This window comes from Sulfuricurvum sp. (genome assembly GCF_028713855.1).
GTDB lineage: Bacteria > Campylobacterota > Campylobacteria > Campylobacterales > Sulfurimonadaceae > Sulfuricurvum.
In genome coordinates this window covers 191,922-205,208 of record NZ_JAQTNN010000003.1, presented here as the reverse complement: position 1 = coordinate 205,208, position 13,287 = coordinate 191,922, and the positions used below count along the sequence as shown (strand labels likewise).

General features: G+C 44.8%; 16 protein-coding genes. 6 read left to right on the top strand and 10 right to left on the bottom strand.

The annotated features are described in order from the left end of the window. Positions 1-15: 15 nt before the first annotated feature. From ygiD to PHI47_RS04505, 3 genes are read right to left on the bottom strand one after another with little or no spacing between them, the layout of a single operon-like run. On the bottom strand, positions 16-840 hold the full coding sequence (ygiD, locus tag PHI47_RS04515; protein ID WP_299934211.1) for a 4,5-DOPA dioxygenase extradiol: 825 nt from the start codon (positions 838-840) through the stop codon (positions 16-18). Continuing rightward, positions 837-1,550, bottom strand: a complete 714-nt coding sequence (locus tag PHI47_RS04510) for a pirin family protein (protein ID WP_299934209.1) — start codon at positions 1,548-1,550, stop codon at positions 837-839. Before PHI47_RS04510 ends, ygiD begins: the two co-directional genes overlap by 4 nt. Before the next feature lie 48 nt (positions 1,551-1,598). Further along, positions 1,599-2,048, bottom strand: a complete 450-nt coding sequence (locus PHI47_RS04505; protein ID WP_299934207.1) for a MarR family transcriptional regulator — start codon at positions 2,046-2,048, stop codon at positions 1,599-1,601. A gap of 152 nt (positions 2,049-2,200) precedes the next feature. Between PHI47_RS04505 and PHI47_RS04500 the strand changes: the two genes are divergently transcribed. The 5 genes from PHI47_RS04500 (at position 2,201) to PHI47_RS04480 (ending at position 4,410) form a co-directional block, all read left to right on the top strand. Next, entirely contained in the window at positions 2,201-2,473 is a 273-nt protein-coding gene (locus PHI47_RS04500) for a hypothetical protein (protein ID WP_299934205.1), read from the top strand. Next, entirely contained in the window at positions 2,470-2,691 is a 222-nt protein-coding gene (locus PHI47_RS04495) for a hypothetical protein (protein WP_299934204.1), read from the top strand. The genes PHI47_RS04500 and PHI47_RS04495 overlap by 4 nt, the downstream gene beginning before the upstream one ends. Positions 2,692-2,781: 90 nt before the next feature. Beyond that, positions 2,782-3,111 (top strand): hypothetical protein, encoded by a 330-nt coding sequence (locus PHI47_RS04490; protein WP_299934202.1) that lies wholly within the window; start codon positions 2,782-2,784, stop codon positions 3,109-3,111. A gap of 115 nt (positions 3,112-3,226) precedes the next feature. Continuing rightward, positions 3,227-3,520: a c-type cytochrome gene (locus PHI47_RS04485; RefSeq protein WP_299934199.1), complete on the top strand. Its 294-nt coding sequence runs from the start codon at positions 3,227-3,229 to the stop codon at positions 3,518-3,520. Positions 3,521-3,585: 65 nt separating this feature from the next. Beyond that, positions 3,586-4,410, top strand: coding sequence for a serine hydrolase (locus PHI47_RS04480; protein WP_299934197.1), 825 nt, complete (start codon positions 3,586-3,588; stop codon positions 4,408-4,410). A 17-nt stretch (positions 4,411-4,427) separates the two neighbouring features. On the opposite strand, the gene PHI47_RS04475 is transcribed toward PHI47_RS04480, so the two are convergent. From PHI47_RS04475 to PHI47_RS04460, 4 genes are all read right to left on the bottom strand, one after another. Beyond that, positions 4,428-5,612 carry a HAMP domain-containing sensor histidine kinase gene (locus tag PHI47_RS04475; RefSeq protein WP_299934195.1) on the bottom strand — a complete coding sequence of 395 codons (1,185 nt, stop codon included), beginning with the start codon at positions 5,610-5,612 and terminating at the stop codon, positions 4,428-4,430. Next, positions 5,575-6,243, bottom strand: a complete 669-nt coding sequence (locus tag PHI47_RS04470) for a response regulator transcription factor (RefSeq protein WP_299934193.1) — start codon at positions 6,241-6,243, stop codon at positions 5,575-5,577. The genes PHI47_RS04475 and PHI47_RS04470 overlap by 38 nt, the downstream gene beginning before the upstream one ends. Continuing rightward, the gene (locus PHI47_RS04465) at positions 6,240-7,529 is read right to left on the bottom strand and encodes a Na+/H+ antiporter NhaC family protein (protein ID WP_299934190.1); all 1,290 of its coding nucleotides are present in this window, start codon (positions 7,527-7,529) and stop codon (positions 6,240-6,242) included. Before PHI47_RS04465 ends, PHI47_RS04470 begins: the two co-directional genes overlap by 4 nt. Positions 7,530-7,625: 96 nt before the next feature. Beyond that, complete coding sequence (locus PHI47_RS04460) at positions 7,626-8,249, bottom strand: acyl-CoA acyltransferase (protein ID WP_299934184.1); 624 nt, start codon at positions 8,247-8,249, stop codon at positions 7,626-7,628. Positions 8,250-8,318: 69 nt separating this feature from the next. Between PHI47_RS04460 and PHI47_RS04455 the strand changes: the two genes are divergently transcribed. Then, positions 8,319-8,996, top strand: a complete 678-nt coding sequence (locus PHI47_RS04455; RefSeq protein ID WP_299934182.1) for a L,D-transpeptidase family protein — start codon at positions 8,319-8,321, stop codon at positions 8,994-8,996. 27 nt (positions 8,997-9,023) lie between these two features. Here the strand turns inward: PHI47_RS04455 and PHI47_RS04450 are convergent, their stop codons facing one another. The 3 genes from PHI47_RS04450 to glyQ form a co-directional block, all read right to left on the bottom strand. Then, on the bottom strand, positions 9,024-10,043 hold the full coding sequence (locus tag PHI47_RS04450) for a cytochrome-c peroxidase (protein WP_299934180.1): 1,020 nt from the start codon (positions 10,041-10,043) through the stop codon (positions 9,024-9,026). Positions 10,044-10,118: 75 nt separating this feature from the next. Then, positions 10,119-12,353 (bottom strand): AAA family ATPase, encoded by a 2,235-nt coding sequence (locus PHI47_RS04445; RefSeq protein ID WP_299934178.1) that lies wholly within the window; start codon positions 12,351-12,353, stop codon positions 10,119-10,121. Then, positions 12,353-13,234: a glycine--tRNA ligase subunit alpha gene (gene glyQ, locus PHI47_RS04440; protein WP_299934176.1), complete on the bottom strand. Its 882-nt coding sequence runs from the start codon at positions 13,232-13,234 to the stop codon at positions 12,353-12,355. The genes PHI47_RS04445 and glyQ overlap by 1 nt, the downstream gene beginning before the upstream one ends. Positions 13,235-13,287 lie beyond the last annotated feature (53 nt).

The following is a 13,287-nucleotide window of genomic DNA, read 5'->3' as shown; positions in this document are numbered from 1 at the left end:
TAAAATTATAGCGGATTATCCGATTTTAAAGCAGCGCATGGATAGGGTCCCATGCTGAAATCCCTCATAAATGGTGGTTACCTCTTCACCCTCTTTTTGTGATCCCAAAATCGGTAGGATCGGGAGATAATGCTCCAAAGTCGGGTGGGCATGATCGAAATAAGGAAGATCAAAGTTGATGATTTTATCATGATTGTTGATGAGGGCATCGGCAAATGCATCGTCAAACTCTTTTGCCCATTTGGCGACAGGTGCATCTTCGTCTCTGTTTATATCGCCGAGATTGTGAGTGACATTTCCGCTGCCGATAATCATGATCCCCTCATCTCGAAGTGGCGAGAGGATTTTCCCCAGTTCATAGTGCCATGGTGCGGGTTTGCTCAAATCGATTGAGAGTTGAAATACGGGGATGTTGTGATCGGGAAACAGATGAACCAGTACCGACCATGCACCGTGATCGAGACCGTGACGGCGATCGATTTTCGAATGGGTCAAATGGGCTAACAACAAACTCGCGCTCATCTCTCCCGCTGCATCGTAGTGAACATCATACAGTGAATCAGGGAAACCGTAAAAATCGTGAATCGTCTCAGGTTTATCAACCACGGAAACAGTGGAACCGTTGGTCGCCCAATGCGCTGAAAGGATAAGAATCGATTGGGGTTTGGACAATGTTTTGCCGAGTTTTTTGAGACTTCGGGTATAGGGGTTGTCCTCGATGATATTCATCGGAGAGCCGTGGCTGATAAAGAGGGCGCTTTGACGCATGAACGGTTTCCTTGTCGGTGATGCATTGGCCGCTAATGCGGACATGAGGGCTAAAAAATAGCGACGATTCATGAGGATGTCATCGGCACGTCAAATAATAAAACCTTAGACTCGCCTAGTGCTAAAAGGGTATATTCCTCCTGATCGGTGATTTGTATCTCATCTCTCGCTTCAAGAATATGAGAATTGATTTCTATTTTTCCATCGATCACAAAGATCAATCGACCGTGACCCGATTTGACATTCGGAATCGCTATTGCAGTTCCTTCACTCACTTCAGCCGAATGAATAGCGGCATCTTGTTTAATCACTATCGAATCATCCGCTCCGTCGCCACTGATGAGGGTTAGCCATTGATTTTGTTGGTCGTGCTGGATAAAACTGCGTTGTTCGTAGCGAGGTGCGCCGCCATTTTCGTAAGGGTGTATCCAGATTTGAAAAAGAGCAGCATCGGAACCCGCCGTAGCATGTTCGGAGTGAAAAACACCGCTCCCCGCACTCATATACTGTATTTCTCCTGCGTGAATGATTCCGTGATTTCCCTCTGAGTCTCGATGTTCCAGTGAACCTTTGGTGAGTATCGAGACGATCTCCATATTTTTGTGAGGATGCATTCCAAACCCGTTGCCCGCTTCGACAATGTCATCGTTGATCACACGTAATGCTCCGAATCCCATCCGTGAGGGGTTATGATATTCGGCAAATGAAAAACTAAAGCGGCTATGAAGCCAACCGTGCTCGGCGATGCCGCGCTGTGCTGAGCGATGGAGTAGTAGTGACATGGTATCTCCTTTTAGTAGTACTACTTAGTACTATGTAGTTAAATTTTTTTATTGAGCCTTTTCGAGTTTGCGAAGCAAATGAGAAAGGGTTTTGATTTCGTCTTCGCTCAGCGCTTTGTCATACCATCCGCTGAGATTTTCGACATGACTCGGAAAGATTGATTGGATGATGGATGATCCTTTTTCGGTGATTTCCAATATTTTTATTCGCCGATCCTCTTCGGAGGGTTTGGCATTAATCAGCCCTTTGGATTGGAGGTTTTTAATCACAACGGTGATATTTCCGGGGGTGCTGAGGGTAAGGGTCGTAATCTGACCGACCGTGAGCCTCCCTAAATGGTACAGCGACTCCAAAATCCCAAACTGGGGCAATGTCAGATCGCGATCACCTAGCCATGACGTCTCTTTAGCTCTAATCTTGGTAAGGGAACGCGAAAGTTCAATATGGGCACGTAGAACAATGTCTTCATGCTTGCCGTAGCTTCGTGCACGTTTCATATATAAACCTCCTAGAAGTGATAAGAAGAAAATAATACTACTAATTAGTAATAAATGTCAATGGCTATTTCGTTAAATTTTAAATCACGTCAGCGATACTGAGTTAAACTGTGTTAAAATTATGTCAAAGACTCTATTACCCAAGGTTAACCATGTTATTTAATCCTACTCCATTGGAAAAATTGGCCACTCTCGTTACTGATTTGCTTGAGAAACAAGCGGCGTTAAAAGCTGAAATTGAAACACTTCGAGCAGAAAGCAGTTCAATTCGCGGTAATGAACAAAGCAAAGACGCTGAGATTCAACGCCTGCATGGGGCATTGGCGTCTAAAGATGAAGAGATTAAAATGTACGGGGATGAACTTGCCGCCAAAGATGCCGAAATCGAAGCAATTGTCTCCAAAATCGAAAGCTTGCTTGGATGAAGACTAAAATAACCCTCACCCTTAATGCCAAACGTTATGACATTGATGTAGAGGAAGATTTTGCCCGCTTTTTGAGCGAGCAGATGAAACAGGACTTTGAATTTTACGGAAACAATGATATCAAGCTCCTTCTTCAAGCCTACGTTCGCAAAAGCTTTGCTCTTTATGAACAAGAGAAAGAAATTTCGACACTAATCGATCGTTTTCAAAATAGTTAACTCTCTCCACAATACCTTCACAATAACTTTTTATACTGCTCTCATCAAAAGGGAATCTCGAAAGAGAAACTCTCCAAAAAGGAGTTGATTATGAAAAAGTTTCTACTGTTGCTTGCTGCTGTAGCACTCACTGCCTCTATGGCACAGGCGGATGCCGCATCGGGTCAAAAAGTGTATCTTAAAAATTTCAAAGCAAAGTTCAATATGAACGGAACCAAGTTTGCCGCTGAGCATACGGTTTCGGAGTGGGAAGATCTTTTTGCCAATGATGCAAAAGGGTTTGTGGATGAGTATGGTAAACGATTCCCGAATGCGTTGCCGGTTCTCGCCAATCCGGAGATGAAAGATAAAATTCAAGAGGTCGGTGATTTCGCCAAACAATACGGTTCGGATAGCGGAAATGTTCCGAGTTGCGGATAAAAATTTAATAGTGCGGCGTGCTGCGCGTGAGCTCTCTGCTGAAGAGAACTTAGCGTTAGCGTAGCTATCGGGATGTATTCCGATGGCGTTACAAAGAGAATAAAAAGGATAAAAAATGAAAACGTTAATTGCAATATTGGGTTTCACTGCGATGTTGAGTGCTGCTGATGGGGCGGCAATGTTCCAAAAATGTGCGGCTTGTCACGGTGCAAAAGGTGAAAAAGCGGCTTTGGGTAAATCTGAAGTGATTGCGGGATGGAGTTCAGCTAAAACACTCGATGCTCTAAAAGGGTATAAAGCAGGAACCCGTAACACCAAAGGGATGGGTGCTATCATGAAGGGTCAAACGGCGACATTGTCGGATGGCGATATGAAATCTCTTGCGGATTATGTTGCGGGAATGAAATAAAACCGTATTGGTATATTTACCCTTTTAAGCCATAATGTCCCTTTGTAATTTTACAAAGGGACGGGATGCTCAAATCATTAATCTTCTTTTTTCTTCTCTCCATCATCTCTCTTCATGCTGAAATCGATTCCGAAAAACTGGATAAATTGAATGTTCAAGCGCTGTTGGTCAAAAATCTCACGAACAATGAGATGTTGTATTCAAAAGAGGCACAGCGTGAGGTACAACCGGCAAGTCTAACTAAAATTATGACGGCGATATTGGCGATAGAGCAGGGAGATTTAAACCGCACTGTCGTTATTACGAAAGAGATGCTTCAAGTTGAACCTACCAAAGCAGGGTACAAAGAGGGTGAAGTCTTTTTATTGGATGATCTCATCAAAGCGGCTTTGATCAAATCGGATAATGATGCGGCTATGGCTATCGCGATAGCCGTCGGTGGCTCGTTAGATTATTTTAAAGAGATGATGAATGCGAAGGCGCAAAGTATAGGGATGGTGAATACGGTTTTTACGAACCCTTGCGGGTTTGATATCGGTAATCACCACTCTACACCGCAAGATCTTCTTGCTTTGGCGGAATACGCTATCCAAAATCCTGTTTTTAATGATATTACCCGCTTAAACCAGCATACTTATTATTCACTCAACACTTCCCGAAAATTTGTTGCCCATACGCACAATCAGCTTCTAAATCAGTATGAATACGCTGTCGGAGTCAAAACAGGGTATACCTCTAAAGCGGGAGCATGTTTAATCGCCCGTGCCAAAAAAGAGGATAAGGACTGTCTGATTGTCATGCTCAATTCCAAAGAGAACCGCTGGAAAACCGCAAAAGAGATATTTGAGCAGGTATTTGTCCCGTCGCAGGATATTTTGGCTTCTTTGTAAAAGGGTAGACTGGGAGGTTATTCCCACGTCACGCAAATCTTTGTTCCGACTTTCTCTTCCGATTCAATCGTAATATTCAAACCATACTCTTTGGCAATCATGGCAACGATATTCAATCCGATCCCAAATCCTCCGACACTTTTATCGGCACGTGTATAGCGTTCAAATACCCGCTCAATCATCGTATCGGGGATACCGATTCCGTTGTCCTCAACGCATAAAATTCCCTTGTGAAGTGTGATGAAAATCGTTCCGCTCATGCGGTTGTATTTAATTGCATTGGAGATGAGATTATCGATAACGCGGGTTGCTTTGGTATGATCGATTGTTATGAATACATCCGAATCGACGGATAATTGCAACGTGATCTTTTTTTGCTCGATACGGTGGCGAAAATATTCCAGCCGCTCGTGTAAAAGGTGGCTGAGATCGAGTTGGATATCTTGAACCGCCAAATCATGATTGAGGATAAGATAGGTTAGATCATCGTAAAGTGTCGAGATCGTGCGCGAGGCGATTTCGATTCGTTTGATCTTTTTTTGTGCCGAGGGAGGAAGATCATTAATCTCTAATGATTCGATGTTGGTGAGGATGGCACTGACGGGGGTATTGAGCTCATGGGTAGTATCTTTGATAAAATCATCGAGTAGGGCAATCGCCTCGTTCATGGGGCGGAGAATCAAACGAGAGAGGAGATATCCGACTCCGACGAGCATTAAAAATAAAATTGCTCCGAAAGTCAGGGTAATCTCAAAGGTTTGCTGCCGCCATAACCCGTCATCTTTGGTTTCAAAAACCAGATAATACTCCCCCATCCCGTATGGTGAAAGGGGGACGATCAGATAGATGTGTCCGGATGAGAGGTAAATATTTTCTTTGAAATCGATAGCAGCGGTATCCAGCCGCGATATTATCGGTTTGTGATCGTATCCGTAGAGTGCGGTTGTGTAAGCCAAATCTTTGGGGAAAGTGGAGAGATTTCGGTCGTGTTCGAGCCACTGTTTGAGTTTGGGAACATAGCTCTCTGATTCCAATTGCATCGCGAGGCGCTGAGAGGAGAGCATAACGGCTTTGGCGTATTGAAAATAGAGAACTCCGATAAGTGCGAGGATCAAAACCGACATTATCCCATAGAGAATCAAGAAGCTTTTGAGGGTACGATATTTAGCGAAATTGATACCCGAGGCGCTTGTGGCTGACAATGGAATCCTTTCCGAGAAGTTTGCGCAATGTTTTGATGTAGGTACGCAATGAACCGTCACTTGGTGTTTCATCATAGTCCCATAGATATTCCATAATCATTTCATGATGCAAAAGCTCATTGCGGTGTTGGATAAAAAGTTTGAGTAGTTTGTGCTCTTTGAGTTGAAGATTTTGTGTTTTACCGTTGATGGTGAGCACTTGATTATCGATGTCGTAGGTAATTCCCTCGCCAAGGGTAAGTGCCTCAGTCGGATTATGGTAGAAATTACGTTTTAGAATCGTTTGAATCCGTAGCAGAAGCTCTTTGAGGGCAAAGGGTTTACGGATGTAATCGTCTCCTCCGCTTTCAAATCCCGCTTCGACATCACTCATCGCATTGCGTGACGTGATAAAGATAGCCGGCGTGGCATTGCCCTCTTTGCGCGAGTTTTTTAGAAGAGAAAAACCATCACCCCCCGGAACGTTTACATCGAGTAATAGAAGATCAAATTTTTGTTCGTAGAGGGTATCTTCGGCTGAGGAAGCATCGTAAACACAGGTAACACTGAATCCCTGCTCTTCGAGATATTCGCTGACGCTCTCGGAGAGGTTGGGATCGTCTTCGAGCAGGAGAAGCTTTGCTTTGGTCATGTCAGTGCGATTCCAAATGTAATAAACAAAACGAGGGATATTCCGGCTGCGATAAGGGCATAGGGAAGTTGTGTTTTCGTGTGTTCTTGGACACTGCATCCGCTTGCCATGGCAGAGATAATCGTAGTATCCGAGATAGGGGAACAGTGATCGCCGAAAACACCGCCCGAAATTACGGCTCCCATGCACAGTGCAATAGGGGCATCGAGTCCGACAGCCAAAGGGACGGCGATAGGGAGCATGATGCTGAATGTTCCCCAACTCGTTCCCGTAGCAAACGCGATAATCGCCCCTAAAACAAAAATAGCTCCTGCCAAATATGCTGAGGGGAGATAGTCGCCGATAAAAGAGGCAAGATATTTGCCCACTTCCATATCGGAACTGACTCCGCCGATGGCAAAAGCAAACAGTAAAATAGCGGCTATCGGAGCCATTGATTTCGCCCCTTGAAGGGAGCTGGATAAAAATTCGCGGGTTGTGAGGGCATTTTTAAATCGATAATATCCCCACATCAAGGTCAAGGTGATGATAAGGGTATAGAAAATCGACGTTGAGCCGGAACCTTTGAAAATATCTCCGTCTCCGGTAGCGATCATAAAAGCAATAACACCGCCGATCATCCATACCATCGGCCATAAAAATAAACTAAAATGGCCTCGCTCATCTTCACATTCTATCGTTGGCGGCGGTGTAATGGTAGCGTGGCGCATGGGGCCGATATCGATCTCAAACCACACGGCGATAAAGGTAACGATCAGAGCAATGAAGGCATAAAAGTTAAAGGCAACCGATTGAAGAAGCCATGTAGCACTTTCCCCGCCGATCAAACCGGCCGTGATTTGTCCGCCGATAAGTCCCAGTAAAAGAGCCCCCCAACCATTCAACGGGATAAGAGAGCAAACAGGTGCAGAGGTGGAGTCACAGACAAAAGCGAGTTTGGCGCGACTGATGCCGTATCGGTCGCAAAATGGGCGTCCTATTGCCCCTGCTACGAGGGACGTGATAGAGGACTCGATGAACACGACGATTCCGGCAATAAAGCTGGGCATCAATGCACCCCGTTTGCTTTTGACCCAGCTACGTTTGACACTCAGTTCATGAACCAAACCGTCGACTCCGCCACTTCGTTCGATGAGGGCCATTACCGAGCCTACCATTATGGCAAAAGCTAAGGTTTTGAGTACCCATCCTTCACTCAGTAATCCCCCAAATCGCTCAACCATAAGTATGAGTGCAGTGAGAGGGTGAAAATCGGCAATGATAAATTCACCAACGAGAACAGCCATAGCGAGTGCTATAAAGACTGAACGACTAAAAAAAGCGAGGAGAATAGCAATAAGCGGAGGGAGTAACCCTAAAATACCATATTCTATAGGGGATCCTTACAATATCATTTGAAGGCGCATTATACCTGGGCGGTCGAATTGCTCTTTATAGTATTCACTTCGTTTTTCGTCGATAACCGTAAACCCTAGCTTTTTGTAGATCATTTCACTTTCGACGGAGCCTATTTCAACAGAGGTTTGAACTTTTCGATACCCTTTGAGGCGGGCAGTGAGCATACTTTTCCCGATCAGCTCTTTAAAGACGTCAAGACTTTTAAATTCCGCTTTGATGAGCATAAAATCCAAAACAAAGGTTTTGTTATCCACTTCCCCTTCGCACAGCAAATAAGCGGCGATACGTTCGTGGTATGTTTCGTCAAATCCGATCTCTTCGAGCGCTTTGGAAAAAATTTCATGGGTAGCGATTCGGGGTTCGTAGCCACAGATGGTTCCGGCGGTTACTCCATCGGCTACAGCGATGAAAAAATTGGAGAAGTGGCAATAGCTTTTAGTTGAGGTAAGAGCTAATCGCTTGAGATTCCCAAGAAGTACTTCATAATCGGAGGTATTAAACACCAGATCAAACAGCCCGATTCTCTTTCCGGCGCGAGATCCTTCGATTAATGCTTGGGCAATAATGTCAATATCCGCCTCGGATGCTTTACGAACGGTAATTGCCATTATTGCCTCACTTTTGCGATTTTCAATATGCTATACTACCTAACTTTAAAATAAACTAAGAACAATGCAATGTTGAAAACAATTCCAATCCTCTTAACGTCATTTGTCCTCTCAACACTTAGCGCTTCTGAGCAGCTGGTGATAGTCCTCTCTCCTGAACTAAATGCGACTGTAGCGTCGATGCAGCGATATGAGATGAAAAACCAATGGGTGAAAATCGGGCATAAGATACCCGTTATATTGGGTCGAAGCGGGTTAGGATATCTCCGTGACAAAATGCCGCTTAAAAATGAAGGGGACGGGCGTTCCCCTGCGGGAATGTTTCCGATCACCTCTACGTTTGGTTATTCTGAAATACCAAATTCTGCAATGCCTTATTATCATGCCGATGAAAAGCTGATTTGTATCGATGATGTGGAAGATTCTCGCTATAACATGTTTGCCTTGCTTGATTCCTCAACTCTCCCGAAAAGTTTTGAAGCAATGCGTCGTAATGATGAGGTATACCGTAACGGTGCGGTGATCGGTTATAACATTATGGGAGAAAAAGGGCGAGGCTCATGTATCTTTATCCATCTCAACCATAGTGATCATCGGCCTACTTCGGGATGTACGGCGATGGATGAAGCACCGTTGATCGAACTGCTCAAATGGTTAGATCCTGCGAAAAAGCCTCATATCTTACAAATACCGATAAAAGATTGTGCGGAATATCAAAAAGAGTTTGCGGGGATAGAGTGTGAGTAGCCGTCGGAACAAAGTTCCGATGGGATATTAATTATTAACTACATCTACTTTAGGAGTAGTGAGAGTGGCTGAAGGAAGCATCGGATAAATAACTCTCGGTTTTTTACCTTCGAGTGATTGTAAGAACGTTTGGATCGATGCCGTCTCATCATCACGTAAGTCAACACCAAGTTGGATACGTCCCATCTCTTTGATCGCTTCGCTAAGAGTTGCCATCTGACCGTTGTGGAAATACGGAGCGGTTTGGGTGACGTTTCGCAGAGTTGGTACGCGAACCATTCCGTTTTTATCCCCTTTAAAATCACCTACATTCATATATTTGTATGGAGCAACGACACCGAAGGCCTGCATCGTACCGCCTAGAGCGATGTCGTTATGACAGGTTGTACACCCTTTGTCAATAAAGGTTTTAAGCCCTTTTTGTTCTGCTTTAGTGAGCGCTTTTTTATTGCCGTTTAGGAAATCATCGTAGCGTGAAGGGGTGACAAGAGTTCGCTCGAATACTGCGATGGTATCGGCTACTTTTTCGAAGGTGATTTTGACATCTTTTCCGTATGCTTTTTGGAACATACTGACATACCCGGGCATTGAATTGACAACACCTGTGACAAAATCTTTCGGTGCAGCCATTTCCGGTCCTGCTTGAATCGGTCCTTGCGCTTGGTCTTCGAGGTGCGGAGAGCGTCCATCCCAAAATTGCTGAGAGTAGAACACGGCGTTATAAACGGTTGGAGAACTCAGACCGTGCGGATTCGATGTCCATTTGTGACCGATTGCTGCGCTCATTCCGTCGGTTCCGCCGATGGCGAGATTATGACAGGTATTACAGCTGATTAAACCGCTTTTAGAAAGACGAGGATCAAAGTAGAGCATTTTTCCGAGTTCTACCTTAGCCGAAGTGGTCGGATTCTTAGCGTTTGACGTGAGCTTATCAATAGCTTTAGGGTTTGCCGGGATTGGTTTGAGTCCCGCAGTTTTAGCTTCATCGATGAGTGAAGCTCCCATAACGCTTGAAGCGACGATGGCAGAGATTATTAATAATTTCATGGTGAATCCTCGTGATATTTGGATTAGAATAGAAATTGTAGCATATTAATATAAAGGAAAATTTTTATCCTTTAGTTAATTTAGCTCCTGCATAACCGTGGATCGCTTAGACTGTTCCAACCGTCTGCATGCCGATTCAAATGCTCCGCCCTCACCGACGATGATACAATGCTCTTTTGCCCGGGTTAATGCGGTGTAGAGAAGTTTGGTATTAAGCATAATATGGTGTGAAAAACTCATAACCACGACAACGGTATCGTATTCCATCCCTTGGACTTTATGGACACTCAAAGCATACGAGAGGTTGAGAAAGTCACTGATCTGCTCATATTTGTAATGGACGATGATCTCTTCATTGGGATAGTAAACATAACAGAGTTCTTCTTCCTCATCGAGGCGAAAAATCAATCCGCACATACCGTTAAATATTCGACGTTCACTCGGTTCATGCCCCTCTTTAAACTCTTCGGGGGTAGTGGAAGGGAGATTTTCATTTTTAATATGAACGACTTTGTCCATCAGACGAAACTCACCTTTAAAGGTGTTAATCTTTTTTTTTGCCTTCGGGTTAAAGTAGTCTTGGAGGAAGGTGTTTAGATTATCGACTCCGAGGGTATTGCCTCGCATCGGAGAGATCACTTGGAATGCGCTCAGATAATCCCGTAATTTTTTGGTTTGAAGTTTTTCACGTGAGAGAGGAAGATATTCCAGTGTCACTTCGGCAATGGCGGCCAATATATTATGGGCATGGGTTTTAAGCACCTCTTCAAATTCGTTTGCACTGAGAGAATTTTTGAGTGCATAACGGTTCGGAATATCCACATTGACAAAGGTGAAATCATCATAGCTCTCCCGATACTGCGGAATGATTCCTCGACGGACATCATTGGCAATGAGGGCAATTGCCTGATCATCGCGCTGACGATAGATTTGGGTCAGCATTACTGTCGGAGCGAGATTGAGGGTTATTGCATCGCTGAGTGGACTTCCTGCACCGATGGGGGGGAGTTGGGCATCGTCGCCCACGATAATGACAGTGGCTGAACGCTCTATTTTTGCCATCAGGCGCGCAAAGAGGGTCGAGTTGATCATAGAGGCTTCATCGATCAAAACCACTTGATAAGGCATTTTATCGTGCGATTCGAATTTTACCAGCAAACTTTGAATCGTTGCACTTTGATAACCGCTGCGTTCCCGTATCCGCTGGGAGGCAATGCCGCTGAGTGCACAGGTCATGATGAGACTCGGCTCATAGCGGGTTGCTAAAAGGTCTAAGAGAGCTTTTGCCGTGGTGCTTTTCCCCGTTCCCGCATACCCGACGAGAAAAATCAATCCGCACCCTTGATTGATCCGTTCCAACGCCGTAAGCTGCTGTTCTCCCAGACTCAGAGAATGGGTCTTTAAAAATGTCTCAAGATTATCGCTGAGGGGTTCATTCTTACTTTTTCCCCGTCGTTTGAATTCGCTGATAAGAAGTGTTTCAGCTTCGTAAATACGAGTAGGAGAGAGTTTGGAACTGGGTAAGAGTGTGATACTCCCTTCCCTCAGTCGATCCTCAAGGGCTTCATCGTACCGTGAATGATCTCCTAGTGCCAAGAGTAAATCGAGTTTACTGAAGAGTGCGCCTCGTTCGATACAGCTGTTCCCCTCCTGCTCACAGTATTCGCTTAGGGTATATTCCATCGCTGCTTGGATACGTCGTTCATCATCCACGCTCAGTCCCATTTTTAATGCTATCTCATCGGCTTTTTTAAACCCAATTCCGTTGATCCTCATCAAACCATACGGATTGTGTTTGATGGCTTCGATGGGATCTTTTACCTCTTTCATCGCCCCGGCAATGAGCCGCAGTAGTGCAGGAGTGACACCGAAGGGGGCTAAAAACTCCCCCAAAAGACGCATGGAACGAAACTGTTTCCATCCGCTGGAGAGTTTGAGGAGACGCTTTTCATTCATCCCTTTTATTTCCAACAATCTCTCAATATCGTTGTCCAAAATATCGACGAGTCCATCAGTACCGTATTTCTCGATCAGTTCAGCGGTCAGTTTTTTGGTGAATCCTTTGACGACACGGTTGAGAAAAAAGAAGAGTTCGTTTTGATTAACGATGAGAGAGTGAGCCTTAAACGTCCGTCCGTGCTGGCGGTGTTCTTCCCATGATCCTTTGAGGGTGATTGCGGCATTGACGAGGTGATCTACGTCACTCTCATAATAATGGGCGCTGATCTTATCTCCACTTTTGAGAGCGGCGATAAAGAATCCGTTATTTTGGTAGATGATCCGATCGATTTGACCGATGAGGGTTTGCATTAGGCCCTAACGCGGAGATTTCGTTCTTCCTCTTGCGATTTATAGAGCTCTGCACACCCTTTGGCTAACTCACGGATTTTGAGGATGTAGTTAGCCCGTTCGGTAACGGAGATCGCTTTACGCGCATCGAGGGTGTTGAACGTATGAGACGCCATCATGCACAGATCATACGCTGGCAATGGAAGCTCGGCATCTAGGCATCGTTTACATTCAGAGGCTTTAGATTCAAAATCATTAAACAGCATGGCTGTGTCGGCGATTTCAAAGTTGTATTTACTAAACTCGATTTCACCTTCTTTGTGGATATCCCGGTAGAGGGTTTTGCCGAATTTGTTTTCGCTCCAGACGATATCGAATACGGTATCGACCCCTTGGAGATACATTGCCAAACGTTCAGTTCCATAAGTGATTTCAACGGCAACAGGATCACAACTGATTCCACCCACTTGCTGAAAATAGGTAAACTGGGTTACTTCCATCCCGTTTAACCATACTTCCCAGCCCAATCCCCATGCTCCGAGTGTCGGTGATTCCCAGTTATCCTCAACAAAACGGATATCGTGGTCTTTGATATTGAGCCCGAGATATTCCAAACTTTTGAGGTAAAGCTCTTGAATATTTTCAGGACTTGGTTTGATAAGAACTTGAAATTGATAGTAGCTGCCTAAACGGTTTGGATTTTCACCGTAGCGTCCGTCTGTCGGGCGACGGCTAGGGGCGACATACGCCACAGACCATGGTTTTGAGTCGAGTGAGCGGAGGAAGGTCGCAGGGTGAAAGGTTCCTGCTCCGGCTGCAATGTCGTAAGGCTGGACAATCGCGCACCCTTGGTCGTTCCAAAATTGTTGAAGTTTTAAAAGCATATCACCGAACGTAATCATAACTGTCCCATTAAAAGAAATTGCGCCATTATACCAAAAAGCCGCATTCAAAG

What these genes read in the sequence shown, in the direction of transcription:
- PHI47_RS04500 (WP_299934205.1), top strand. Translation starts at nt 2,201, where the DNA reads ATGTTATTTAATCCTACTCCATTGGAAAAATTGGCCACTCTCGTTACT.
- PHI47_RS04495 (WP_299934204.1), top strand. Translation starts at nt 2,470, where the DNA reads ATGAAGACTAAAATAACCCTCACCCTTAATGCCAAACGTTATGACATT.
- PHI47_RS04510 (WP_299934209.1), bottom strand. Translation starts at nt 1,550, where the DNA reads ATGTCACTACTACTCCATCGCTCAGCACAGCGCGGCATCGCCGAGCAC.
- PHI47_RS04470 (WP_299934193.1), bottom strand. Translation starts at nt 6,243, where the DNA reads ATGACCAAAGCAAAGCTTCTCCTGCTCGAAGACGATCCCAACCTCTCC.
- PHI47_RS04450 (WP_299934180.1), bottom strand. Translation starts at nt 10,043, where the DNA reads ATGAAATTATTAATAATCTCTGCCATCGTCGCTTCAAGCGTTATGGGA.
- PHI47_RS04455 (WP_299934182.1), top strand. Translation starts at nt 8,319, where the DNA reads ATGTTGAAAACAATTCCAATCCTCTTAACGTCATTTGTCCTCTCAACA.
- PHI47_RS04505 (WP_299934207.1), bottom strand. Translation starts at nt 2,048, where the DNA reads ATGAAACGTGCACGAAGCTACGGCAAGCATGAAGACATTGTTCTACGT.
- PHI47_RS04460 (WP_299934184.1), bottom strand. Translation starts at nt 8,249, where the DNA reads ATGGCAATTACCGTTCGTAAAGCATCCGAGGCGGATATTGACATTATT.
- PHI47_RS04480 (WP_299934197.1), top strand. Translation starts at nt 3,586, where the DNA reads ATGCTCAAATCATTAATCTTCTTTTTTCTTCTCTCCATCATCTCTCTT.
- PHI47_RS04490 (WP_299934202.1), top strand. Translation starts at nt 2,782, where the DNA reads ATGAAAAAGTTTCTACTGTTGCTTGCTGCTGTAGCACTCACTGCCTCT.
- PHI47_RS04465 (WP_299934190.1), bottom strand. Translation starts at nt 7,529, where the DNA reads ATGGCTGTTCTCGTTGGTGAATTTATCATTGCCGATTTTCACCCTCTC.
- PHI47_RS04445 (WP_299934178.1), bottom strand. Translation starts at nt 12,353, where the DNA reads ATGCAAACCCTCATCGGTCAAATCGATCGGATCATCTACCAAAATAAC.
- ygiD (WP_299934211.1), bottom strand. Translation starts at nt 840, where the DNA reads ATGAATCGTCGCTATTTTTTAGCCCTCATGTCCGCATTAGCGGCCAAT.
- glyQ (WP_299934176.1), bottom strand. Translation starts at nt 13,234, where the DNA reads ATGATTACGTTCGGTGATATGCTTTTAAAACTTCAACAATTTTGGAAC.
- PHI47_RS04485 (WP_299934199.1), top strand. Translation starts at nt 3,227, where the DNA reads ATGAAAACGTTAATTGCAATATTGGGTTTCACTGCGATGTTGAGTGCT.